The sequence below is a fragment of the Mycoplasma sp. 5912 genome, assembly GCF_054353835.1.
The window spans coordinates 14,870-40,302 of record NZ_JBTHHI010000005.1 but is presented as its reverse complement, the minus strand read 5'-3'; the positions used below and the strand labels follow the sequence as shown (position 1 = coordinate 40,302).

The following is a 25,433-nucleotide window of genomic DNA, read 5'->3' as shown; positions in this document are numbered from 1 at the left end:
ATGAAGAAAATAAAGTGATTTAGTATTTTATCTGCATCTTTATTAATTCCAGCAACAATTGCTGTTGCTTGCGGGACAAAAGAAGACAAAAAAGATACTAATGATTCAGAGACAAAAGGTGGTTCAGGTAGTTCAACTGATTCAGGTGGAGCAAAAAGTTCTTCTGATCAAGATGGAACACAAAGTTCTAGCGATCCTGGGGGTTCAAGTTCTTCTGGGAGTTCAGGTGGGCAATCAGTGGGTGAGCAAAAACAAGTTAAACCTATATCAAAAGCAGAATTTGCTACAATAGTAAATTCGTTAAAACCAGATGACCAATTTGAATTAGTTGCTACAAACACTTTGGTTCCTACCACAAAAGAAAATACACTTCCTACAAAAGTTTTTGATAACTTACAAAATTGAAGTATTAAGGTTAAAGATAACTACATAAATAAGTTTAAGGCAGTTTTAACTAATGCTACCTTAGATGGAAATAACCGTGCTAAGGCGAATCAAGAAGGTAAATTAACTATATATGTTGAATTTACCAATCCTACTAATAAAAAAGATACCATTGTTAAAAGTTATGATATCAGTGGATTTAAGCAAGGTATGGAAGAAACAATCCATATCCCTGCTCCAACTAATGATGAATTCAGAACATATTTTAATAAAGATTTAAAACAAAGATATGATTATGATAATCAAAAATATACTGATTCATTTGTTAGATATGCATCTGCAGATGGTTCATGAGAAAGTTTAAGAGGTGGACTTTTCAAAAAAACAAGTGCATCTGAAATAACAAGTTTTAATCAAAAAGCAGCATCGGTAGGTGTTTCTGATTATCGTAGCAGCGTTGTTAAAGGATTTTCTACACCTATTTATAAATCAGATGGAAGTGTGGATGGATTATATATCAACCAAGAATCACAACCAGCACAACCGAGTTGAGTTGATTCATATGGTAAGAAAGAACCGTTTAAAACAACCGGATTAGCTCGTACACTACCTAATCAAACATATGTTGATATTGCAAAACAAACATATGCAATTAATATTGGGAACTTCTTAGTTTCCGGTGATGAAAATATTCGTAATCAAGTTGCTAAAATACTTGAAAACAAAGAAGATTTAACTGAATTTATAAAAAAATTAAGTGATCCACAAAGAGTTAAATATTACACTGAAAGACTTACTAAAAATCCAGGATCGCAATGAAAAGAATATGTTCGTGATGAAGTTTATAACGAACTTGTTAAAGAAAATAATAATGATTACACAAAAGTTAATAAACTTGTAAATGATTATTTAGAAATTTATAAAGCACCAATGCGCAAGCAACTTGAAGCAGCAAATTTCCCTGCTGATGTAAAGCAAAGAGTTCTAAATGAAATTAATTCATCTGTTGCTTATAATTCATTAATTACCCTACCTATTTTTGCTAAACAACAAGATAATATTGGTGGAACAATGTGAATTATGGATTATCAAATTCCAGATGATGGAAGCTACCCAACTAAGTTTTATTTTGGAACTAATTTACATGTTGCTGATGCGATTAAAGAAGGAAGGTTTGTTGGTTTTGGAATAACCAGAATGAATAAGGATGTTAATCCTGTGTTAAATACCTTAAAATTAGTTGGATTAAATAGTCCTGCAATGTTTAGAACTTTCGGATTTAACAAGGAAGCAATTCGTAGAGTTTTTGATGCACGTGATTTTCTTAATACTAAACCATCAGATTATTTAGCAGAACCACAAAAAGATTTATATAAAAATGCTGAAGAATTTGCGGATTTTGCGGTAGTAGAAATAGATTTTGCAAAAGCAGATTTATCAAAAGTTTTGATAAATACTAATGAAGCGTCCAATGCTGCAGCATTAGCAAAATTGGTTACTAATGATTATAAGGACTTACCAGATGATAAAAAAGTTAAATTCTTACCTAATTCGTATTTAAAAGATTATCAAAAGATTAATGTCCCCTTAGCAGTTAAGAAAAACGAAGAAAATTCATTAAATAAATACGATCAATTATTTATTCTAGGTTTCCCGTTAGCTGATTCAGGTAGTTGAAGAGATTTTTATCTAAAAAGATATATTGATGATGACCAAATTAATGTAGCAAAATATTATCGGACCTTATGAATTAATTCTGATCCTGATTTTTATGACTATAAGGTAGGAGAAAATGATTCAGATCAAAAAACCCAAGAACGACTGGCTCGTGGGAACCGTTTATCATACGATTTAGCATATCGCACCTTTATTGATAAACCTGGTCTTACTGATGCTTTCTTATCTGCACCTGTTTTATCTCACGGAAAAAGTCCATTACAAAACCTATATACATCTGATGATAATAAGCAATATATCAACTTTGGTTTAGAATACATGCCACGTTGATATGCTCCAGGTGGTGGTGCATCTGGTTCGTCGGTTCGAAACCAAAAAAACGAGTTAGTTGGAATTTATCATTATTCTAATCCAACAGCAAGAACCGGTTTAGCAGCAGCATTTAGATCCGAAGGATACAGTTATAATGGATTATATGGAAGCTATAATTTACCACAATATGATTTAATTTATGGTGGTGGAAAAGATCAAAAGAATTCATATCGTGAAGCAATGTCTAAGTTAAATATCGGTAAAACTAACTTATTTCCAAATGGATTTGCAAGCGAAAACATCCCGACACAATTTAAATTTACTAATAATATATTAACATATCAAAATACCAAGGAAAATAATGAACAAAATTAATAAAGTCATAATCAATCGTAAAATTTATAATGATTATAGCAATCGACTTAATTCTAAATCGCAGAGTTGATGAAGCACTATTTATAAATATATTTTAGTTTCTTTCTTTGTAATTTCGATGTTAGTAGTTGTCATCTTGCTAGATAAATCTATTTTCCTTACATCATTACTTAGTCAATCTGCTGCGGATAAACCATATTCAGATTTATTTAACTTTAATTCAGTAATTTCAAGGCAAGATAATGCTGTAATAATGCTGCGCTTTAGTCCACTTGTATTTGTGTTCTTTTATTCGGTGTTTAAAAACTTCAAATCTATAGAACAACAAAAAGAACGTATTGCAACCTATTTAATTTTTTATTTACTATATTTCACTTTATCGCTTATATCATTGTTTTCACTCTTTTTTGCATTAACCAAAGATACCACAACAATCGCTCACGATGTATTTAATTTGTATTATTTATTAATTCCGCTATTTTTAATTAATGTTGCGTATGAAATATATACTTATATTTATAAACGTAAATCAGAACCACTTTTATATGCTTCAATATGACCTTTGGTAATTCAAATAGTTTCACATACTATCTTGTTATTATTTACCTTAATTAATATGTTTTTATGAGATGCAAATGCTTATTTTCCTGAACCTACACAAGAAAATCCAGATACCATTAGAGCAACAGTCCCAGGTAACGAATTAATAAAAGGTTCAGAATACTTATTATTTTCAAGCAAAAACTCTTATTGAGCAGCTGTTGATGCATTATTTAATGTTAAAGCTGCTAAAAACCTAGTAATCATTATTTTATTATTTATCTTAGTTGGTTTATCTATTTTAGGAGCAAATATCAAAAAAGTACTTCGTTATAGTGAAAATGAAATTTCTGATAATGCTTCTAAAGATAAATTTGTTTTATATTTTGCTATTATAGGTGTTTTATTGTTATTAGTTATTAAAACAATGACTATCAATTTGCGAAATCGTCTTACCTTATTAGATGGTGGTGATTCATATAATTATTTATACATTTTATTCATAGTAATTGGATTCTTAATTACTACAGGATATTTTGTTGGGATTGAATTTTTCTTTAGAAAAAATAAAAATACAGCATTATTTACTATTTATATGTCATTAACACAAGGATTATTATGAATGTTATTAACCGTTTCAATCTTTGTTATTTCTAGTCCAAGTGATTATGTATATAATGTCTTTGCGATAACTATCTTCTCTGCAGCAATTTATATTCATTATATTGTTCGTCATAAAAATATAAATCGATTATCAATTTTTGCAATTCTTAGTTCCTTATTTTTACATAGTTCATTAATCTTTATCTATGCTTTAAATCACTTGTTAGTTGCTCAAGATAACTTTATGTTGATATCTGCACCTACCCCAATATCCTTACTTAAAATACTTACCATTATTAATTTAATTGTTGTCGGATTGTTCTTTATCTCAATTCTTATTTACACTTATGTTTGATTACAAAAAATTAATTTTGCATCTAAAAATAAAGGAGTAATTACTCATGAAAAATAAAACTATACTAGTTGAAACACCTGAACTTTTAGAGGTTTATAACTCATATAACCAACTTGTTTCAGAATCAAAATTCGTCAGTTACAAACAATTCTTTGCTTCTGTTTTGTTAAAACTTAATTCAAGTTTTAATTCAAAGGAATTTGAAAACTTTGAGGCACAAGTTAAAAAGGCATTTAAAAATAAATATGATTTACTTTTTCAAAAATTTGTAATTACTTTTAATTTAAATCCAAAATTTAGTCTTAACAAACTAGTTCCGATGTTAGCTAAATATGAATCATCTAATAATCAAGCAATAAGTTTTAGAACACAATCTTTTGATTTGGTTGTTAACCCAGATGAAAATATAGATGAATTAAATTTAGAAATTGCTAAATATCAAAAAGTTGACGGAGAGGTTTATCTAACTGAAAATCCTAACCAAAATGAAGATAAATTTGAAATTTTATTAAACGAAATGAATTTATCTTTATTAAGGTTGCTACTAGGTGGTTATGTTGTTGAAATTCTACCTAACATAGTTTTATTTATTTCAAAATATACCAATGCTTTAAAACTTTTCTTTAATAATAATATTTTAAAAGAAGAATAAAATGCATTTAAAAGATATCATTCAGAAAAAACAAAACTTTGAAAATATTAAAATCAAAGTTAATAATGATAAAAATATTTTATTAATAACAATTGTTAAACTAACACGAAAACTTGCTTTTTATGTTGATAATGCTTTATTAAATGTGCAGTTAATTCAAGCACTTAAAAATAAATATAACATCAAAAACAGTTTTATTGAAGATATTTCATTTGTTAAAAATAATAGTTTTTTAAGAAATCTAAAAAAATCATTTATTAAAGAAAAAGAACTGTATATTTATTTAACTGAAGAACAAAAATATGGAACCGATTCATATACTCGTTATGAAAAAACAATTTTAAATAAAATTAAAGGTAAAAATGTTGATTTTATTACTATCGGAAACCGTGCATTAAATTTTGCTAAAAGTAATAATTTAAATGTAATAAAAACATTTAAAAGTTCTGCAGAAAAAAACCTTGCAAGAACATTAGCACAACTAACCAAGATTTTATATTTAGATAGTGAATACAAAAATGTGCATCTAGTTATTAACTCAAATAAAAACTATAAAGAACCTTTTACATTGCTTCCGATGTCAAATTTTGATGTTGATAAATTACTAAACATTCATCCAGAAAATGAGTTTGATAAGGTTATTAAAGATTATAAAATTTATCCAAACATTGAAAGTTTTATTGATAATCAAATTACTATTTTCATCGAAAATGCAATTAACTCATTAATTATCGAATCATCGTTTTATAATGCTAAAAATGCTTTGGTTGCTGCTAATAAAAAAGTAAAACAACTCGATGAAGAACTTCTTAAAGTTACTAAACGGATCCATCGCATTAAACAAGAAAAACAAATAGAAGAAATTGTTTTATTAACTAAGAAAAAACAAACTATTTTTGAAGAAGGTCGAAATGAGTATGAGTAAACCTATTGAAATGATTTTCTTGGATAATAAGAAATTAAGAATTAAAAATTATGATTTATATATTAATCATTATCAAGAAAATACTTGAATTAAAGTTTCTGATAACTCTATTGGTGCATATCCAAGAATGTTAATTAAATTAGTTAATCCACAAAACAAAAACACTTTCTTTATGTTTTTAAAGAATGTTAATATAGTTTCAAAACCTGATAAAACCTTAGTAAAATCATTTTCTAATATCCATTTTTTCAAAGTTGCTGCAACAAAGCAAAAATACAAAAAAGAACTTGATCCACTTAAATATCAAATATCTCGTTTAAAAACCTTGCGATTTGTCGGTTTAAGCATTGATGAAACCATCTTATTAGATGACTTGAAAAATGATTTATATGAATTAGAATTAAAGCAGTTGTTGAATTTAACAGAAAGGGAAACATATGAGTAAAAAATGAAAAAAAATTCTTAATGTTCTTTCGTTAGCAACTGCCACAATGACACCTATAATTTCGCTTTCTACACAAAACAAAGCAAAGTTAGATATTAAGCAAACAGATGGTGAAGAAAATCCAAGTACTCCAGATAATCCTGGGACACCTAGCGATCCAAATAATCCACCAGAGGATCCTCGCAATCCAAAGCAAAATAAACCTAGAGATATATCGCCTGATTTTGATACATTTAGGACAGAAGCAGATGATAAGTTTCATTCAGACTTAAAACCTTTTTTAGATAATCTTATTCAATATTTACAGAACGAAAGAGATAAAGAACAAAAAGTTGCTGATTCTGCTGTAAATCCATCTTCAACAACACCTGAAACAAAACCTGGTGGAAATACCCAAAATCCAGGGGATCAAGGAAGTAATGAACAACCATCAAATCCAGGCAGTCAGGGTGGTCAACAACAACCATCCAATCCTGGGGAAGAACCAGGAAAAGGTAGTGAAGAACAAAAACCAAAAGATGATTATCGTGGAAATCGAAGTAAAATAACTTACTTAGATAAGTTAATTAAATTCTTTAGTGATCATAAAGATGATATTGCTGCTAACCCTGAAAAATACGGAATGAATGCAATCTTTCCAAAGGTAATATCTCGGGATAAATATTATGATTATGCAACCGTTAAGTTCAATGGTAAGGATTATACAAATATAAAAGTCGGTAAAAGTGATCCGACAAACTATGAGAAGGCTATTGAAGGTAATGATCAAAATGAAATTAATATTGATGAAAAACGTAAAGATCAAAAAAATACCATTAATAAAACTGAACTCGATACAGCTTTAAATAAGTATATCAATAAGTTAAAAGATAAGATTCCAGAAATCTTTATGAATCCTGATGATATCACTAAAATCGGTAAGGATGTTGAAGTTGTATATGATCCTAAAACCGATTCATATACTGTTACACCACCTAAAGGATTTAAAACTTGAGATGAATACTTTATAAATAAGATCAAACCAAGATATACAGCATTTGACTTAGAAGCTAACAAAGATATTGAGATAGAACCTAAGCAACAGCCCCCACAAAACAATCAAGTCACTCCACCTGATTCGGCTGCACCGAATACAAATCCGAATTTACCTGAACAACCCAATGATGCATTAAATCCTCCGATAAATCCTCAAGAATTAATTTTGCAACTACCACCATTATTTCCGAATATCAGTTATAAACTTTATAACCCTGTTGATCAAAATCTGCCTATCGCAAGAAATGATGGAGAAGATTTGGGAGATTATTTATATAGGGTTTTCAATGACCAAAATGTTTCACAAGAAGTAAAAGATAGTTTATTCTTCTTTGATAATCCGATTAACATTCGTTATAGATATCGAGTTGTAAAACTTGAAAAACCTACCGATAATGCTAAAAATTCATTAATACCTACTATTGAAATTCAGGACTTACTAGATCCTAAGTTAAAACGTGAATATCAAGTTGCACATGTTGATTCGGATGCAAATAAAACAGATGCTGATAAAGATGCTCCAAGTTCTACAAAATATAAATACCTTGATACCACTGATGATGAAACTCACAAGAGATTCAATTTCTTATATCAAGGTGAAATAAAAGCACTAAAAGAAAAATTCGAAGATTTATATAAAGCAGTAGGTATTGAATACGAAGATACAGTTAAAGACGGTGACAATGAAGTAACTAAAACATTCTATTTAGACTATGATAAATTAAATTTCTTAAAAGATGTTAGAACAGCAATTTTTAGTATGGTAGCTTACGGGGTGCAATTTACAGCAACCGAAAAACCATTCAACATCCAACGTGAAACATTGTTAAATGATCCAAAATTTACAGTTATAAATACTCCAGATTATGACAAAGTAAATGCACAATCAATAAAAACTTCTTCTGAAGCAGTTATGGGATTTTTATTTAGAAATCTTAAAGGTTCATCAGTTGAGTCAAAAAGATATAATGGTCCATATTTTTCTCACCTTGCACAAGCATATAAAGATGAATTAACTTTTATTCTTCTTGCTTTAAAAAATGACCAAGTAAGAAAAACAGTTGAAGAAAACTTTAAACAAATTAAAGCAAATACCAAAATATTTAATGATTTTATTAAACAGACAGAAGTTAACATTAACAAATTATTACAATATTCACAATCACAACAACCTACTTTTAATATCATCGCTTGATATGATAATTATGTTAATTTAGTAAAAGAAATAGGTCCTGGTATGCTAGCACTTAAGCAATTAATTATTGCTAATAAACTACCACCTACACCACCCGAAGAAGATCAAAGTGATGCAGATAAAGAAAGTCAAAAAACAATTGATTCATATCAACAACACTATCAATTAATTGATAGTCAATTACAGAAGTTTAAACAACCTGATAATAATCTGTTAACAATTTTAGGAATATTATTTTTAGCCACAGGAAGTATTTTAGTTGCATTGAATTCTGTTGGTGCTATTATTAATAGACTTAAAAGAAATAATCAACTTAAAACTATTTACATTATCGCAATCGTAGCAATTATTCTATTCCTAGCTATCGGTTCAGTATTTTTAGGAATAGGATTGAAAGGAATTTAATATGAATAACCCAAAAATTACATCAATTTTTGATTACATAGTTGAAGTATCTGGTGAATTCCCTTATAAACAGAGACAGTTTTATCACCTTAAGGAAAATCCTAAGTTAAAACTTATGTTAATCAATGCAAGCAAAACCCGTGCCTTTTTGATTGCTAATACCAAAAATGCACAATTACGGATTAATTCAGAAGTTGTTTTAGAAAACGATGAAGCAAGAATTGATACTTTTCAAAATTATTTTGGTAAGGTTATTGACATCGAAGGGAATGTGATTTTACCAACTGCAGAAAACACATATAAACCTACTCCACTCGGAGCAAAAATCTTTGAACTAGCACATGATTTAACCACCGTTAAAACCTTAAACGAACAATTATTTACCGGTATTGTAGCAATCGATTTATTAATCCCAATTGGTAAAGGACAACGTGAATTAATCATCGGTGATCGTCAAACCGGAAAAACTCATATTGCGTTAAATGCGATTATTAACCAAGCTCGCAACGGGGTAAAATGTGTTTATGTAGCGATCGGACAAAAACGCGAAGCTATTACCAGAATTTATAATACCTTAGCAGAATATGATGCTTTAGAAAATACTATAATAATTGATGCACCATCAACAAGTGCATATGAACAATATTTAGCACCATATATCGGTATGGCACATGCTGAAAATATTTCTTATGAAGATGATGTATTAATTGTTTTTGATGATTTAACCAAGCATGCTAATATTATCCGTGAAATTGCTTTATTAACAGATCGACCAGTAGGAAAAGAAGCGATGCCTGGAGATACATTCTTTTCACATTCACAACTACTCGAAAGAGCTGGTTCGTTTGTAGGTCGTAAAACTATTACAGCATTACCAATTCTGCAAACTGTTGATGGTGATATTACATCGTTAATTGCTTCAAATATTATCTCAATTACCGATGGACAAGTTGTTACAAGTGCTGATTTATTCTCACAAGGGGTATTACCAGCAATAAACATTAACTTATCAGTATCCAGAACTGGTTCAAGTGTGCAAAGTAGACTTGTTACTAAGGTTGCTGCTGAAATTGGTAAAGCATATAAAGAATATAAACGTCATTTAAAGCTTGCGATGCTAGATTATGATTTTAATAAAGAAACTTCGTTATTAATTTATAAAGGAAAAATGATTGATAAGATGTTTACCCAAAGAGGATTTTCGTTACATACCCAAGATCTTATTTTGTTCTCATCAAAGTTAATCAGTTGAACTATTTTAAAAGGTGTTAAAGATGAACAAAAAGCAATCGCTTTTATTGATAAATTAATTCAAGTTGATGAGCAAGCGCGTAATTCATATAATACTGTAATGAGTGGTGAAAACTACGATGATAATTTACATAAATCATTTTTTGCTAATGCATTGAAACAATATTCAGATACATATAATTTAAATTGAGAAATTGAAACAGATGATTTATTCAAAATCCAACCTGCGATATTAGAACAAGTTGCTAGAGAATTAGGAGATAGATAATGCCAGGAAAAATTATTAATTTATTTTCAGATGTTATAGAAGTAGAATTTGATAAAGACAATCTTCCAAAAGTAAATCAACTGCTTACTTTACATGATGGAAAAACCTATCTGCTAGTAAAAAGAGTACTAAATGATACTACTATTCGTGCTATTATAATTTATAACTCTCAAGAAATATCGATCGATGATGCTGTAATTAATACTAAACAAAGTTTTATGGTTCCAGTTGGATTGCAATCATTAAATAACATTTATTCATTCCGTGGACAACCTTTATTAGATCGTGATACCCATCCAAAATACATTGAAATGGATTCAACAATTAATCCAAATCGTTATTTACATAATGAAATTGAACTTGTTGAAACAGGAATTAAAGCAATTGACTTCTTTATCCCGATTATCAAAGGATATAAATTAGGTATTTTTGGGGGTGCTGGAGTTGGTAAAACTGTGTTAATGAAAGAAATTATCTTTAATGTTAACAAAAACAGTGCTAATACATCAAATGTTTTCATCGGTTCGGGAGAACGTTCTCGTGAAGCCATCGAATTATTTAATGAACTTGAAAGTTCAAACTTAATGGATCGTTCTGCAATGTATATTTCAAAAATGAACGAATCACCAGGTGCTCGTATGTCAATTGTTCCAATCGGGGTAACTGCTACTGAATACTTAAGAGATGTTGAACATCAAGATGTGTTGTTATTTATCGATAATATTTACCGTTTTTTACAAGCTGAAAACGAAACTAGTGCAACCTTAGGTAAAAAACCATCAGTTGGTGGATACCAATCAACCTTAGAATCAGATGTTGCTAATATCCAAGATCGTTTATATAAAAACGAAAATGGTTCAATCACATCGTTTCAAACAATGTTCTTACCTATGGATGATTTATCTGATCCATCAGCAGTTGCTGTATTTAACCACCTTGATGGAAGTTTAGTGCTTTCACGTGTGCAATCAGCCAAAAATATTTTCCCTGCTTTTGACCCACTCGCTTCACAATCTAACTCAGTTGATGAAAAATTACTTGGTAAAAAACATTTTGATGCAATTATAGAAACCAAAAGAATTTTGAAAGCATATAAAGACTTAGAAGATGTTATTTTAATTCTTGGTTTTGATGAACTAGATGAAGAATCTAAGACAATTGTTAAAAAAGCCTTACAACTTGAAAACTTCTTTACCCAAAATTTCTTTATGACTGAACACTTTACTAAAGCACCAGGTCAATATGTTTCCTTAGAAGATACTGTCGATAGTGTAATACGGATTTTAGAAGGTAAATACATCAAACAAAGTCCAGAAATATTCCAATATGTAGGTTCAAATCTGCAAATTCCAACAGATGAAGAATTAGGATTGTAATAATAAAAAACATCTCTATTGGGATGTTTTTACATCACATCATAAATTTTTTAAATTTAAGATGTGATGTGAGTAAATATAATAAAATTAAATTATGGATTCTCTAAAAATATCCCCTTTTGTAAAATGAGCAGGCGGAAAAAGACAAATATTAAATAAAATAAAGCAAAAACTACCAAAAAATATAAATCGTTATTTTGAACCCTTTGTAGGAGGTGGTGCTGTATTATTTACAATTGAAGCAAAAGAATATTTTATCAATGATATTAATACTGCATTAATTAATGTTTATAAAAACATCAAAGACAATTACAAGTTATTTATTAATCAATTAAGCAAATATGATCAAAAATATACCAGTAAAGAAGATTATTATTACATAAGAGCAAAATATAACCAGAAATTGCTTAAAAATGAATATGATATGCAACTTGCAGCTATGTTTGTATATATAAACAAACGCTGCTTTAACGGCTTATATAGGGTTAATTCCAAAGGACAATTTAATGTTCCATTCAACGGAAATCAAAACCACCCATCTTTTAGCGAAGAAAACATTAAAAATGTTTCATTATTTTTAAATCGAAAGATAAAAATAATGAATCATGATTTTGCAGAAGTATTAAATGAAGCAAAAAAGGGAGATTTTATTTTTATTGATAGTCCTTATGATGTAGTAGGCGATGCAATATTTGTAGCATATAATAAAACAGGATTCACCAAAGATGATCATATTCGACTTTCAGAAGAAGTTAAAAAATTAGATAAAAAAGGATGTCTGTTTATGATTACAAATCATAATACACCCTTAATAAATCAGTTATATAAAGGATTTAACAAGGAGGTAATAGTTGTTAAAAGAACGATAAACAGGGATAAAAATAAAAGAACAGGGGAAGAAATTATTATTACTAATTATTAATATGACTAATATTGAAGAGTTTAAAAGCAGTTTGTTAGTGACTAACAGAAATTTTTTATTTTTTACAAATTGAGATAATGTTTTACAAATAGATAAGTATAAGGATTTGTTAAAAAAATGGATGTTTTAATTCAAAACCCTAATTTCAATGAAGTTTTTAAGCAACTTTTAAATACTAATCCAAACATCATTTCAGTTTTTCCACTTTTATTAGCATTAAGCAAAAATGAAAGAGAACAACTTTCCAAAAACAAGGTTTTTAAAATTATAGATGATTTTGATTTTATAAAAGAATATAGTTTTAATGAAAAGATAACATTAACAGACAGCAAAATAGATGAATACCTTGAATTGTTTAACAAAACAGGATTAAAAAATCTTTTTGTAAATATACTTAGATTTTCTGTTTTTGACTATGTTACAGGTATTTTAGTCGGTTTAGATTCTAATGGTAGAAAAAATAGAAGTGGAAATTGATTTGAAGCAAGATGTTATCAACAACTAAAAAAGATATGTTTAAAATATAATGTTCATTTGTTTTCACAGCAGAATTTTAAAAAGATAAATAGCATAAAATCTTTACATAAAATAGGTGATTTTATGCTCATTAAAAATGAAAAAATTTTAAATATTGAAGTTAATTTCTTCTTAAATTCTGGTTCCAAACCAATTGAGATTATAGATAGTTATATAAATAGAAAAAATGAATTAGTTAGCAAAGGAGTAAATTTTATCTTGATAACAGATGGGCCATTTTGAAAGAATCAAGATAATTTGCTTAATAAGATGAACTGAAAAGTAGAATTCTTTAATTTTAGTCAAACCCTTTCACAGAATTTTAAAAACACTTTATTAAAGATGTTAGAATAATAAACTACCTAGGTAGTTAGGTAGTTTATTATTCTAAATTATTATGGACAACAACTTTTCCAAAGATATTTACAGCTTCATTATTGAATCTATGATTATTGCTGTAAATATGTTTAATTCTTTGTAAACCTCGTTGTTTTAAGTCGTTTAGTACTACTGTTCAGTAGTTTTCGTTTTTATCATCATTTAATCAAATACATATAATCTGATGATTATTAGAGTTCTCAGTAATTAAATAGTAATATTCATTAAATTTATCATCAAAGTCATTTTTGATATTTATTTTATTTAAATAAAGCGAATCACAAACTTTTTCTATTGGTGTTTGCATAAAATCGCAGGCATTGTTTATAACAGCATGAGCAAAATTATTTTGAATTTCCTTGTCATAACTAGACATAATATTAGATAAATATTCTATTTTATCAGAACTCTTTACATTGTGTGCATATGAATAGAAAATATTAGGTAAAAAAGCAGGACTTTCGCGATTATATTTTTGGATAAAAACTGAAACAAACCTAGTTGTTCTTAGTCTAGGATGATAAATTTTTATTTTACCTATTTGTGTATTCAGGGTACGCTCGTAAAAACCATTTTTGGAATTAAAATTTTTTGATACCTGGATTTTCCGATTATTTTTAATATAACTATATAACTCGCTTCTTAAAATATAATCTATAAAGAATTGCATTTGTTGCTTTAGAATATCAAGTTGTTGCTCTTGTGTTAAGATTGGTTTTTTCATAGTTTCTCCTTATAAATACACTTTATTTATTATAAATTTAAAGGTATAAAATTAATTTATTATAAAAATAACAAAATTATATATTCTACTTTTAAGTCTATGATATAGATATAAAAGTAAATATACGATTTATATACCTTTATTTATAACTTGTTAATTATATAACAAAATAAATTTGCTAATAAGTTAAAACACCAAATTTTTGAATAATTAATTACATCTTTTTGCTTTTTTGTTATTATTTAATACACAAAAAAGAAAGGAGAAAAATGAAAATCACAAAATTATTCGAACAAAAAGATACTATCTTTTTTGATCAAAGTTTTGCTAATAAGGATGCAGCATTAGAATTTTTATCAAATGAACTTTATCAAAAAGGATATGTATCGGATAAAGATAAAGCATTAGCATTATTTAAAGAACGCGAAAATCAAGCATCCACAGGTATAGGTGACCATATCGCAATGCCACATATAGGAGATGATATTGTTTTAAAAAATACCCTTGTTTTTATAAGAACCTCAGATTTCAATTGAGATTCTATTGATAATCAAAATATCAAATATATTTTTGGAATAGTTTTATCTAAAAATGATCGTTCAAGCGAACATATGCAAATTATGGCTAATTTATCAAGTTTGTTAATTAAAGCAGATTTTATAAATAAACTAGAACAAATAAAGACTGCAGATGAATTTTTAAACCTAATTGATAGTTTTGAAAATGTACAAACTGATACAAAATCAGATAATGATATTTACGATATTGTCGCTGTTACAGCTTGTCCAACTGGAATTGCACATACATTTATGGCTAAAGAAAAATTATATGAGCAAGCTAAGCAAATGAATGTAAAAATTAAAATTGAAACACAAGGAGCTGATGGGATTGATAATAAACTAACTGATGATGATATCAAAAATGCTAAAGGTGTGATTTTAGCAGTAGATCGCGAAATTGAAAAATCAAGATTTGCTAATAGTGATAATGTTATCGAAATATCAACTCAAAAAGCTATTCATAAACCAGAGCAACAAATTAAGAAGATACTTGATAAGCAAGGAAATAAATTACAAGGAATAAATGCACCAAGCAACCAAACTGAAGCAGCAATGACTTTTGATGGATTTGCTAAAAAAATGTATCGTTCATTGATGTCTGGGATTTCTCATATGCTACCATTTATTATTTTTGGTGGTATTATGCTTGCGATTGCATTCATTATTGACTTAATTATTGGCTCATCAAATGGAACTAATGTTGATTCAAAAGAATTTTTATCAAGTTTCGGATTTAATGCACCAGTATCAAATATTATTTTCCAAATTGGTAAAATTGGGCTTGGTTTGGCAGTTCCTATTTTAACTGCATATATAACTTTTTCAATTGTAGGTCGTCAAGGATTGCTACCTGGATTTGTAGTTGGAGCAATAGCAAGTGGGCAACTTGCTAAAACATACGGATTCTTAGGTGAAAGTATTAAAGCAGCAGGCGCAGATGCAGATAAAGTGCTTGAAACAGGGTCCGGATTCATTGGTGGAATATTAGGTGCATTCTTTGCTGCTGCAATGGTAATTGTTTTTGCTAAATATGTCTTTGGTAAATTACCAGAAAGCATGAAAGGGATTAAGAACATCTTATTTATGCCTTTAATTTCAACATTTGCTATTTCAATTATCTTTTGAGGTGTAAATATAGTTTTAATTTACATTAACTTGGGATTATATTTATTCTTAAAATTATTTGAAAGCAAACCATATTTAGCTTGATTATTAGGAATTATCATTGGAGCAATGATGGCTGTTGATTTAGGTGGGCCAATAAATAAAGCTGCATATATTTTCGGGGTATTATCAATTTCTGGAGGAACAAGTTCTATACCAATGGCTGCCGCTATGGCTGCCGGAATGGTGCCTCCACTTGGAATATCAGTGTCAATGTTTCTTACCAAGAAATTATGATCAAAAGAAGATCGTGATGCAGGTAAATGATCAAGCATTCTCTTTGGATTGTCGTTTATTTCAGAAGGAGCAATTCCGTATACAGCAAAAAATCCAAAGGTTATGATTCCTGCAAATATTGTCGGTGGAGTTGTTGCTGGTTTAATTACAGCAGCTCTCGGAGTTAATATAATTGCTCCACACGGTGGAATCTTCGTTATCTTCTTAGCACGTTCATCATTGTTTGGTAATAATATTGGTTTATCAATAGGATTAGGTATAGTATTTTTCTTATTAGCATTAATCGCTGGTTCATTCGCATCAGCTGGTACTATTTGACTTGCAAGTTATATTAATAAAAAATTCCCTAAAAAACCACAGGTAAATTAATGATTTATACACTTACATTATCACCTTCAATAGATTTATTCATTACATCTGAAAATTTTGATTTAAAGAAAGTGAACCGTTATGGTGAATTCGAACTTTTACCTGGTGGTAAGGGTTTAAATGCATCAGTAGTATTAAAAAGACACGGTTTTGATAATAAAGCAATAACATTTTTTGACTCACAAACTTTTGATATGTTCCAAAAAGATACTTTTTCAAAAGAAAAACTTGATGTTTTAAATATAGCAACAGAACAAAAAACTCGCATTAATATTAAATACTATGGAAAAACAACTGATTTTGAACTCAACGGACCAAAAACATTGATTAATGCAGACAAAGAAAACAAGTTATTTAAAGAACTTGATAAAATTACTAAGGATGATGTTTTAATGCTTATGGGTAAAGCAGATGAAGAACTGTTATTGAGGATACTCGAATTTGTTTCTTCAAAGAATATAAAGGTTGTTTTGGATATAGAGAGTTCAAATTTTATTAATTTTTTGCAATTTAAACCATTTTTAATTAAACCCAATATAGATGAATTAAAGATGATATTTGCTAGTTTATCAGATTCAGTTCATGATATAAAACATTCTATGCAACAATTACAAAATTTAGGTGCTGAAAATGTAATAGTATCAAATGGTGAAAAAGGTGCATATTTATTAGATTCAAAGCAAGATTTTTATACTCTAAAAATTAAACAAAAGGTTGACTTAGTTTCTGCAACTGGTGCAGGTGATACAATGATTTCAATATTTGCTGCAAGTTATTTAAAGAATCAAAATAGTGAAAACGCTTTTTTATTAGCAGGTGCAGCATCAATGGCGACTGTTACTAGTAAGTGATTAGCGAATAAGAAGAAAACAAAAAAATTTCTTTCAAATGTATTTATCCAAAAATAATGTATAATATTTAAACAAGGATAAATTATGGAAAAACAAGAAATTCAAAAAGTAAATAAAAAAAATAAATTAGCAAATGTAAGACTAATTTGACCTTTGATTATAGGATTAACTGTAGGTGTTGCTATTGTGTTGATTCTATGAGCAATTTTTTCAAATGTATAATAACATCAAAACACACATTTTATGTGTGTTTTACTATATCAAAAATTTAAAGAAAATGATTTTATTGTTATAATATATAAACACAAAGGATTGGACAAAAAATAAAAAACAAATTTTGATTATTTTTTGATTGTGCTATAATTAGTTAGCAATTTATTAAATGCAAATGCCGATTTAGCTCAGCGGTAGAGCAGCTGGCTGTTAACCAGTTGGTCGTTGGTTCAATCCCAATAATCGGCGCCATTTATGGTCTGTTGGTGAAGCGGTTAACACACATGGTTTTCATCCATGCATGCACGGGTTCGATTCCCGTACAGACTGCCATTTTGGAAGATTAGCTCAGTTGGGAGAGCGTCGCCCTTACAAGGCGAATGTCATGGGTTCGAGTCCCTTATCTTCCACCATATGCCGTCTTAGCTCAGTTGGTAGAGCAACTGACTTGTAATCAGTAGGTCGTAGGTTCGAGTCCTATAGACGGCACCAAAGCGAGTTTTTTTACACAAAAACTACCCTTGCACGGGTGGTGAAATTGGCAGACACGCTAGATTTAGGCTCTAGTGCTCTACGGCATGAGGGTTCGAGTCCCTCCTCGTGCACCATTCTTAATTTTAATTTAATTTTTAATTTATAATATTTTTTATTTTTTTAAGCTTTTAATCGTTTATAGTTAAACCTTTCATATACTATAGACAACTTCTTATATTTTTTTCTATACAATTATCAAACTTTTTATCACTTATAATTTAAAAAAAGTAATTTTGTAATAAATATTTTGTAAAAAATTAATTCCATATATATGTACATATAATGCTTTAGTCTTATCAACTAAAGCATCTTTTTTATACATTTTTATCTTTAAATTTACTTGCACTTTGCAAAAAGCGAGTAAATAATTTATGTGGTTGTAATGGTCGTGCAGTGAATTCTGGGTGATATTGCACCCCGATATAAAAATCTTGGGTTGGATCTTCACAGGTCTCCACAAGTTTTAAAGTAGGGTGAAAACCACTAAATATAAAGTCATCACTTTGGATGTTATTTATATATGCTGAATTAACTTCATATCTATGACGGTGACGCTCTCAAATAGAATCCGATTTATAATATTTACTAATGAGTGAATTAGGCTTAAATACAGTTTCATAAGCACCAAGACGCAAGGTTCCACCCAAATTATCTTTAGCACTTTTCCCTTTAATAAAATCGAGCACATAAATTTCGTTTTCACCTTGTGCAAATTCTCGAGAAGTAGCATCGGTTAAACCTTGTTTGCGTGCCTGTGCGACTGTCATAGCCTGCATTCCTAAGCATATCCCGAAAGTAGGGATTTTTTCTTCTTTTGTGTATTTTGCTGCTAAAACTTTTCCTTCAAACCCACGGATACCAAAACCGGGAAGGATAACAACTCCATCTGCATTTGATAATACTTGCTTAATATTTTCTTCGTTCAGGGTGCTTGAATCAACATATTCTAAGTTTATGTCTATTTTTAAATCAATTGCAGAAATTTTTAGTGCTTCATTAATTGATTTATATGCATCTGAAAAACTTGTATATTTACCTAGCATTTTTATTACAAGTGATTTTTGTTTGTTAGCTGCAACCTTACGAGCAAATGCTTTTCAATCATCTAATTTTGCCTGATTATCTTGCATATTAAAATATTTTAAGATATTCGAAGCAACATTTTTTTTATTTAAATATAAAGGAATATCATAAATATTTGATAAATCAGGGACAGAAACCACATATTCATCGGTTAATAAAGAAGTATATGCAACTTTTTTGATTATTTCGTTTGGAAGCGAATCATCAGAACGTAGTAAAATCATATTAGGTTTAACACCTAAACCTTTTAAAGTTGATACTGAAAACTGTGTAGGTTTTGTTTTAAAATCACCTGATGTTTTTAAAAAAGGAACATATGTAACATGGATAAAGAAAGTGTCGTTAGAATTTGAATAACCCATTTGTGATAAAGCATGAATAAAAGGATTTGATTCGATGTCACCAACAGTACCACCAACTTCGATGATAACAAAATCACTGTTATATTTTTTTTCTATATTTTTTATAACAGAAATTATTTCATTAGTTACATGCGGGACATATTGAACAGTTTTACCTTTAAAAACACCTTTGCGCTCTTTTTCAAGAATGTTTTGAAATATACGTCCACTGGTAAAATTCGAATCCTTTGAAAAGTTTTCATTAATAAATCTTTCATAGTGTCCTAGGTCTAAATCAGTTTCTCCACCATCCTCAGTAACATAAACTTCACCGTGTTCAAATGGTGACATCACCCCTGGATCAACATTTAAATACGGGTCTAATTTTAAAACAAAAATACTATAACCTTTTGCTTTGAGCAGGTTTCCAATTGATGCTGCCGCAACACCTTTGCCTAACCCTGAAATAACACCACCTGTGATAAATATAAATTTTGACATAAAATACCTCTGTTTTTATATTATAAATTAATCTATTAATTTAGTGTAAATTATTTATTAAAAACAAAACCAGCAAAGCTGGCTAAATAATGGACACTTCTATTAATGTTTTTTCATCATCTTTTTGTGCTTCAATTACTTTAAAAACAACTTTGTTTTCTAAAACAAAACGTGATTTTTTATATAGACGATCTCGATGTATTTTTTGAGAAAATCATTTATATAAAGTAAGTTCTTTCTCGTTTTCATTTAATAAATCAGCAGAAAGCTCAAGTTGTTTGAAAAGATCGTGCATTACGACATTACCCTTTACTCTTGATTTTTCAAGTGAAATTTCATAAATTTCTTCATCATCATCATATTCATCGTAAATTTCACCAATAATTTCTTCAATAATATCTTCAATAGTTATAATTCCTACAATATCAGGTGAATTATTATTTTCTACAACAAATGCCATATGTGCGCGGGCAGCACGCATTTTCTCTAGGGCGGATGATAATATTGAATTAGCAGAGACAAAAGGAACAGATTTTACATATTTTTCAATCCGACCTTTTTCGATATCAAAAATATCTTTCAATAATACTATTCCTATTAATTCATCTTTTTTGACAACTGGTATCCTTGAATAATTTGTTTCTTTAAATACTTGTTTTGCTTCAGAAACAGTTGACCGATAATTTAGTATTGTTACATCCTTAAGTTTTATATAATGAGATAAAACCTTGGTAGAATCCAAATCTAATGCTTTTTTAGCAAGTAAACTTTCTCCAGTTTGTAGCACACCTTCGCTTTGGGCAAGGTTAATCATATTTTTTAAATCTTCTTCAGAGTTTGTTACATAAACTTGTTTTGAAATTTTCGAAATCGGCCAAGTTAAAATTCAAAAAACTCAGTAACATACATCGATGTATCAACTAAAAAGTTGTAAGTATTTTTTTGGATATTTTTTTGCTAATAATTTCGGTGTAATTTCACCAAAAATAACTAGCAAAGGTGTTACAATAGCAGTTGAAATAATAATTGATAAAGTATTATTATTAGGAATTAGTTGTGATAAAAATCACGATGTCAGAATTGATGAAATAACATTAACTAGGTTGTTTCCGATTAAAATAGTTGTCAGAATCCGATTATAACGTTTAGTATGCTTGCTAATAAGTTTGCTTGCTCGCTCTTTATTTTCTTCCATTTCATAGATTTTTGCTTTTGAAAAAGTAGAATAAGCTGTTTCGCAACCACTATAAATTGCTGATAGAATAAATAGAAGCAGTAAAAATGGTAAAACTATAAAATGCATCATACTCCTATATAAGGATTCTGACTAGTGGAATATGGGTCCATTATTCGTCCTTTCTAAATTCGTGTTCCTTAAAAGCAACAATTCTTCCTTCGTATAATAATTCTGCATAACCAGGTGAACCGTTACGGTTTTTTGCGATTGTTACTTCAGTTAATTTGTATGCATCGGTGATATCGTTACTATTTTGATTTTTCTTTTTATCTAAGATAGTACGAGATAAAAAGATAACAATATCTGCATCTTGTTCAATGCTACCCGATTCGCGTAAATCTATTAATTGTGGACGTTTATCTTCTCTGTTTTCTACATTACGAGTAAGTTGTGATAGTGCCATAATCGGGATTTTAAGATCTAATGCCATTGTTTTTAATGATCGAGAAATAGCAGAAACTTCAGTATTACGATTACCACCATGACCATCACTGCTGACAAGTTGCAGATAATCAACAATTACAAAACTTAAACCACCATTTAAATCTTTATTCAGTTGCTTTATTTTTCAAATGATATCCTGAATTTTGCTTGTAGCAACATCATCAAAATATAAATTAGACTGTTCCTTGGTAATAGCAGCGATATTTCGTAATTTCATAAAGTCATCGTGCTTTAAAAATTTAGGGTTTTGTAATTTATTCAATTCGATATTTGAAATAGATGCATAAAAACGTGAAACTAATTCATGCACGGGCATTTCCAGTGAAATAAAAGCACATGATTTGTTTGGGTCTTTTGTAATATTTTTGGCAATGTTTAATGCTAATGCAGTCTTTCCTACCCCCGGACGAGCTCCTAATACTATAAATTGACCTGGTTTGAATCCTTTGGTATATTGATCAATTGCATCAAAACCACTAAAAACTGATGCTGCATCAACATCACCACTTTGAATCATTTGTTCAAGTTTTTCAATAAAACTATCTGTTGCATCATTTAATGAAATAAACGAACTGTTTTTTAATCCCCGCTCATTATGTGTAAGAATAAATGTTTCAAAGTCATTTAATGAGTTTTCCCAAGAAATTTCGTTATTAGTTTTAAATGCTTGTAAACTTTCCCCATAAAAAACTTCTAATGCACGTAAACGGGTTAATTCAATTAGTTTTTCAACATTATAATTAAAATTAGATTGATTATTAAATTGTGTAGAAAGGGAACTTAATAAGGCTTCATTTACTAATGAATAACGATTTCTTAGTGAAACATCAGATTCTAATGTTTCAGTCAATTCAATGTAACCGTAAAAAGTAGGATGAGGAGAAGATTTGCTACGTTTGTATTTGATTAAGTCAAAAAGTTGCTTATGCTCAGGAATAAAAAAGTCGTCAATATCTAAATAATCACAACCCAAATGTTGCTTTTCATCATCTGTTAAAATAAGTGCAAGCGTTTCACGTTCAACGCTCTTATCAGCAAATAATGTATTATTGTAGGCTTTAATTTTCAGATCTTCAAAATTTTTATAAAAAGGTTTTTTAAATTTATTTCTTAACATTGATTATAATTTGAATTTTTATTCTAGCAACAATGTCTTTGTATAAGATAGCATCGATTTCGTGACTTCCTTCGGAAACCAAATGAATTTTTTGTAATGAATGCTTCGGAAGTTTAAATCCTAGTTCCTTGAGTTCTTTATCAACATCTTTTGTAGAAACTGAACCATGTACATTTAAGCTTGAATTGGCATCAATATTTGCTGTTAGTTGAAATTTTAAAGTAATATCTTCAAGTTTTTCTTTTTGTCTTAATGCATTGGTGCGATTTTCGTGTTCGTTAGCAACTAAATCATTAAGTCTCTTTTCTAATTGTGCTTGTGTTTGAATATTAAATGCAACACCTAATCCTTTACGGATTAAAAAATTTGTTCCATATCCGGGTGCCACATCGATGATAGTGTTAGCTTTACCATCTTTACAATCTTTTAATAAAATTATTTTCATATTATGTCCTTTCAGCAACGGTAATTGCATGTCTTATATTATTTGCGAATGTTTCTAAATCTTCTTCAGATTCAGCCGCCGCGGTTGTAAAGTGTCCACCACCACCAACCATTTCAGCGATTACTTGCACATTTGTATCAATTCCACGCGCACTTAATTTATATCTTTTAGAATTAGGTAATTTACCTACTACAAATGAAGCACGACGACCACGCACTTTTAGTACTTCATTTGCGGCTATCGAAATAACATCGTTGGATGCTTCTTGATTTGAATAAGCAAGATAATATCCATCTTTAATTTCAAGAATGTTTTCTAATAATGCTTTTACTTTTTTTGCTGTTTCATCATCATATTTTAAAAGTTCACCACTAATATTTGGTTCAGCACCTTTCGATTCTAATCATGCAGCCGCTTCAAAAGCGCGTTTTGATGCTGACTTAGAAAACTGTGATGTGTCCAAATAAATACCATTTAAAAGCCACTGTGCCACTTCTTTGTTAACATCAACTTTATAAGATAAAAACATTAATATTTCGGTGACTATTTCGGATGCACTAGATGCAGTTGTATCTACATATAGATTGCTTTTTGGACAAAAATCAATAGTTTTCCCTAGTCTATGGTGATCTAAAACAAAAACATTATCACGATTTGTATTAACTAATGCATCAATGTTATCTGTTCTTTCAGGGTCAGAGTTATCTACTAGGAAAACCAATGAATCCTCAGATGTTAAATTATTTGCTTGTGTATATTTGATAAATAAATTATTTTTTTTGGTTGCTTGTAAGAAATTTTTTGTTGTATTATCCATAGTCGTAATAGAAATATATGCATCCTTTTGAAAAGCTTTTGCAATTGTATATATTCCATAAGCAGAACCGATTGCATCTAAATCTGCTCATTTATGTCCATAAATAACAACATTTTTAATTTTATCATCGCTAAGCTTATTTGCGATAATTTGTGCTAAACCACTAATTCTGGTTCGATTTTTATTTGCAAATATTTCGGTGTATGATCCAAAATACTGTGGTTTACTAATATCAGAGAAGATTGCAACTTGATCCCCTCCCCGTGATTGAGCTTGTACTAGTGCTTTTTTTGCTTGTGAAAGTTTTGTTTCTAATGAACTTCAACCTACTGCTAAGCCTAAAGAAACAGAAAGTTTTGTAACTTCTTTATCAATAAGTCGATCATTGATTTTAGTAAAAATTTCAAAATTTGTTTCTTTAAGTTTTGTTAAAGATAATTCATTAGTCAGAATAATAAATTTACCATTTGTATATTGACGATAAATTAAATTATATTTTTCGACCGATTCGTTTAATGCATCAATAATAACTTTATTAATTTTAAAAAGTTGTTCTTCAGAGAAAACTGATTGGTAGTGGCTGTAGTTATCTATTTCCAATTCACCGATAACTGGTTTTTGTTCGTGTAGTTCTTTTTTGTATAATGTTTTAATAGTGGTATCTCGTATTACAACTGTGTTATCTAATGGTCAAAATTGTGCTTCATAATAATTATTATTGTTTTGTAAAATTATATTTTCTGGATTATTATATTTAATTTTACCTTTAACACTTGCATCAATTTTTTCGATTGCATCTGTAATTTTTAGTCCAATGAAATCATTATGAAAGTTATTTTTAATAAATTCACTAATCCAAATTACTTCAGCAGAGGTATCATAAATAATTAAACCAATTGAGTTATTAGTCATTATTTTTTCAACAAAACGATTAAAGGAATGCTTTACTAGTTCACGTGATTTTGCAAAGTTAATAATTGCAAAATATAAAATCAAAGTAATTAAGATTAAAGAAAAGAAAAGAGCAATAACTATTAAAATAAGATGTCATTTTTGTGGTTGCAATTTAATAAAGACTATTAAGAGGACAATTATTAAGACAAATAATAATATTCCTGATGTAATAAAAAATCATAATTTTTGCTTCGATTTCATTGATACCTTACCTTATATTTGTTTAAT

The 25,433-nt window shown here is 28.9% G+C and carries 19 protein-coding genes and 5 tRNA genes; 18 read left to right on the top strand and 6 right to left on the bottom strand.

The window, feature by feature from the left end:
* The 10 genes from mip to ACXYRP_RS02380 all read left to right on the top strand — a co-directional run bounded on the left by mip (position 1) and on the right by ACXYRP_RS02380 (position 13,590).
* Positions 1-2,748, top strand: coding sequence for an Ig-specific serine endopeptidase MIP (gene mip / locus ACXYRP_RS02425; RefSeq protein WP_458615132.1), 2,748 nt, complete (start codon positions 1-3; stop codon positions 2,746-2,748).
* On the top strand, positions 2,735-4,303 hold the full coding sequence (locus ACXYRP_RS02420) for an MSC_0624 family F1-like ATPase-associated membrane protein (protein WP_458614256.1): 1,569 nt from the start codon (positions 2,735-2,737) through the stop codon (positions 4,301-4,303). The genes mip and ACXYRP_RS02420 overlap by 14 nt, the downstream gene beginning before the upstream one ends.
* Positions 4,293-4,898, top strand: a complete 606-nt coding sequence (locus ACXYRP_RS02415) for an MSC_0623 family F1-like ATPase-associated protein (protein WP_458614255.1) — start codon at positions 4,293-4,295, stop codon at positions 4,896-4,898. The genes ACXYRP_RS02420 and ACXYRP_RS02415 overlap by 11 nt, the downstream gene beginning before the upstream one ends.
* 1 nt (position 4,899) lies before the next feature.
* Positions 4,900-5,823, top strand: a complete 924-nt coding sequence (locus ACXYRP_RS02410; protein WP_458597648.1) for an MSC_0622 family F1-like ATPase gamma subunit — start codon at positions 4,900-4,902, stop codon at positions 5,821-5,823.
* Complete coding sequence (locus ACXYRP_RS02405) at positions 5,816-6,268, top strand: MSC_0621 family F1-like ATPase epsilon subunit (RefSeq protein ID WP_458597647.1); 453 nt, start codon at positions 5,816-5,818, stop codon at positions 6,266-6,268. The genes ACXYRP_RS02410 and ACXYRP_RS02405 overlap by 8 nt, the downstream gene beginning before the upstream one ends.
* Positions 6,261-8,903 (top strand): MSC_0620 family F1-like ATPase-associated subunit, encoded by a 2,643-nt coding sequence (locus tag ACXYRP_RS02400; RefSeq protein WP_458615131.1) that lies wholly within the window; start codon positions 6,261-6,263, stop codon positions 8,901-8,903. The genes ACXYRP_RS02405 and ACXYRP_RS02400 overlap by 8 nt, the downstream gene beginning before the upstream one ends.
* 1 nt (position 8,904) lies before the next feature.
* Positions 8,905-10,422, top strand: coding sequence for an MSC_0619 family F1-like ATPase alpha subunit (locus ACXYRP_RS02395; protein ID WP_458614252.1), 1,518 nt, complete (start codon positions 8,905-8,907; stop codon positions 10,420-10,422).
* On the top strand, positions 10,422-11,798 hold the full coding sequence (locus ACXYRP_RS02390; RefSeq protein WP_458597644.1) for an MSC_0618 family F1-like ATPase beta subunit: 1,377 nt from the start codon (positions 10,422-10,424) through the stop codon (positions 11,796-11,798). Before ACXYRP_RS02395 ends, ACXYRP_RS02390 begins: the two co-directional genes overlap by 1 nt.
* A gap of 94 nt (positions 11,799-11,892) precedes the next feature.
* Positions 11,893-12,720 (top strand): DNA adenine methylase, encoded by an 828-nt coding sequence (locus ACXYRP_RS02385; protein ID WP_458597643.1) that lies wholly within the window; start codon positions 11,893-11,895, stop codon positions 12,718-12,720.
* Positions 12,721-12,837: 117 nt separating this feature from the next.
* Positions 12,838-13,590, top strand: a complete 753-nt coding sequence (locus ACXYRP_RS02380; protein ID WP_458615130.1) for a DpnII family type II restriction endonuclease — start codon at positions 12,838-12,840, stop codon at positions 13,588-13,590.
* Positions 13,591-13,618: 28 nt separating this feature from the next.
* Here the strand turns inward: ACXYRP_RS02380 and ACXYRP_RS02375 are convergent, their stop codons facing one another.
* Entirely contained in the window at positions 13,619-14,338 is a 720-nt protein-coding gene (locus tag ACXYRP_RS02375) for a transposase (RefSeq protein WP_458597641.1), read from the bottom strand.
* A gap of 269 nt (positions 14,339-14,607) precedes the next feature.
* Between ACXYRP_RS02375 and ACXYRP_RS02370 the strand changes: the two genes are divergently transcribed.
* The 8 genes from ACXYRP_RS02370 (at position 14,608) to ACXYRP_RS02335 (ending at position 18,340) form a co-directional block, all read left to right on the top strand.
* A complete protein-coding gene (locus tag ACXYRP_RS02370) occupies positions 14,608-16,668 on the top strand; it encodes a PTS fructose transporter subunit IIABC (protein ID WP_458597640.1) in 2,061 nt (686 codons plus the stop codon).
* On the top strand, positions 16,668-17,576 hold the full coding sequence (locus ACXYRP_RS02365; RefSeq protein ID WP_458614249.1) for a 1-phosphofructokinase: 909 nt from the start codon (positions 16,668-16,670) through the stop codon (positions 17,574-17,576). Before ACXYRP_RS02370 ends, ACXYRP_RS02365 begins: the two co-directional genes overlap by 1 nt.
* 27 nt (positions 17,577-17,603) lie before the next feature.
* Positions 17,604-17,741, top strand: a complete 138-nt coding sequence (locus tag ACXYRP_RS02360; RefSeq protein ID WP_435129979.1) for a hypothetical protein — start codon at positions 17,604-17,606, stop codon at positions 17,739-17,741.
* Positions 17,742-17,909: 168 nt separating this feature from the next.
* Positions 17,910-17,984: transfer RNA gene (locus ACXYRP_RS02355), tRNA-Asn, on the top strand.
* A gap of 5 nt (positions 17,985-17,989) precedes the next feature.
* Positions 17,990-18,065, top strand: a tRNA-Glu gene (locus ACXYRP_RS02350).
* Between the two features lie 4 nt (positions 18,066-18,069).
* A tRNA-Val gene (locus tag ACXYRP_RS02345) sits at positions 18,070-18,145 on the top strand.
* Positions 18,146-18,148: 3 nt separating this feature from the next.
* A tRNA-Thr gene (locus ACXYRP_RS02340) sits at positions 18,149-18,224 on the top strand.
* Positions 18,225-18,255: 31 nt separating this feature from the next.
* Positions 18,256-18,340 (top strand) — tRNA-Leu (locus ACXYRP_RS02335).
* A gap of 240 nt (positions 18,341-18,580) precedes the next feature.
* Here ACXYRP_RS02335 and ACXYRP_RS02330 read toward each other — a convergent pair.
* The 5 genes from ACXYRP_RS02330 to ACXYRP_RS02310 all read right to left on the bottom strand — a co-directional run bounded on the left by ACXYRP_RS02330 (position 18,581) and on the right by ACXYRP_RS02310 (position 25,406).
* Positions 18,581-20,191, bottom strand: a complete 1,611-nt coding sequence (locus ACXYRP_RS02330) for a CTP synthase (protein WP_458597638.1) — start codon at positions 20,189-20,191, stop codon at positions 18,581-18,583.
* An 82-nt stretch (positions 20,192-20,273) separates the two neighbouring features.
* Positions 20,274-21,494, bottom strand: a complete 1,221-nt coding sequence (locus tag ACXYRP_RS02325) for a CNNM domain-containing protein (RefSeq protein ID WP_458597637.1) — start codon at positions 21,492-21,494, stop codon at positions 20,274-20,276.
* A gap of 43 nt (positions 21,495-21,537) precedes the next feature.
* The gene (locus ACXYRP_RS02320) at positions 21,538-22,989 is read right to left on the bottom strand and encodes a DnaB-like helicase C-terminal domain-containing protein (RefSeq protein WP_458597636.1); all 1,452 of its coding nucleotides are present in this window, start codon (positions 22,987-22,989) and stop codon (positions 21,538-21,540) included.
* Positions 22,976-23,434, bottom strand: a complete 459-nt coding sequence (rplI, locus tag ACXYRP_RS02315; RefSeq protein WP_458597635.1) for a 50S ribosomal protein L9 — start codon at positions 23,432-23,434, stop codon at positions 22,976-22,978. The genes ACXYRP_RS02320 and rplI overlap by 14 nt, the downstream gene beginning before the upstream one ends.
* 1 nt (position 23,435) lies before the next feature.
* On the bottom strand, positions 23,436-25,406 hold the full coding sequence (locus ACXYRP_RS02310; protein WP_458597634.1) for a GGDEF domain-containing protein: 1,971 nt from the start codon (positions 25,404-25,406) through the stop codon (positions 23,436-23,438).
* Positions 25,407-25,433: the final 27 nt, after the last annotated feature.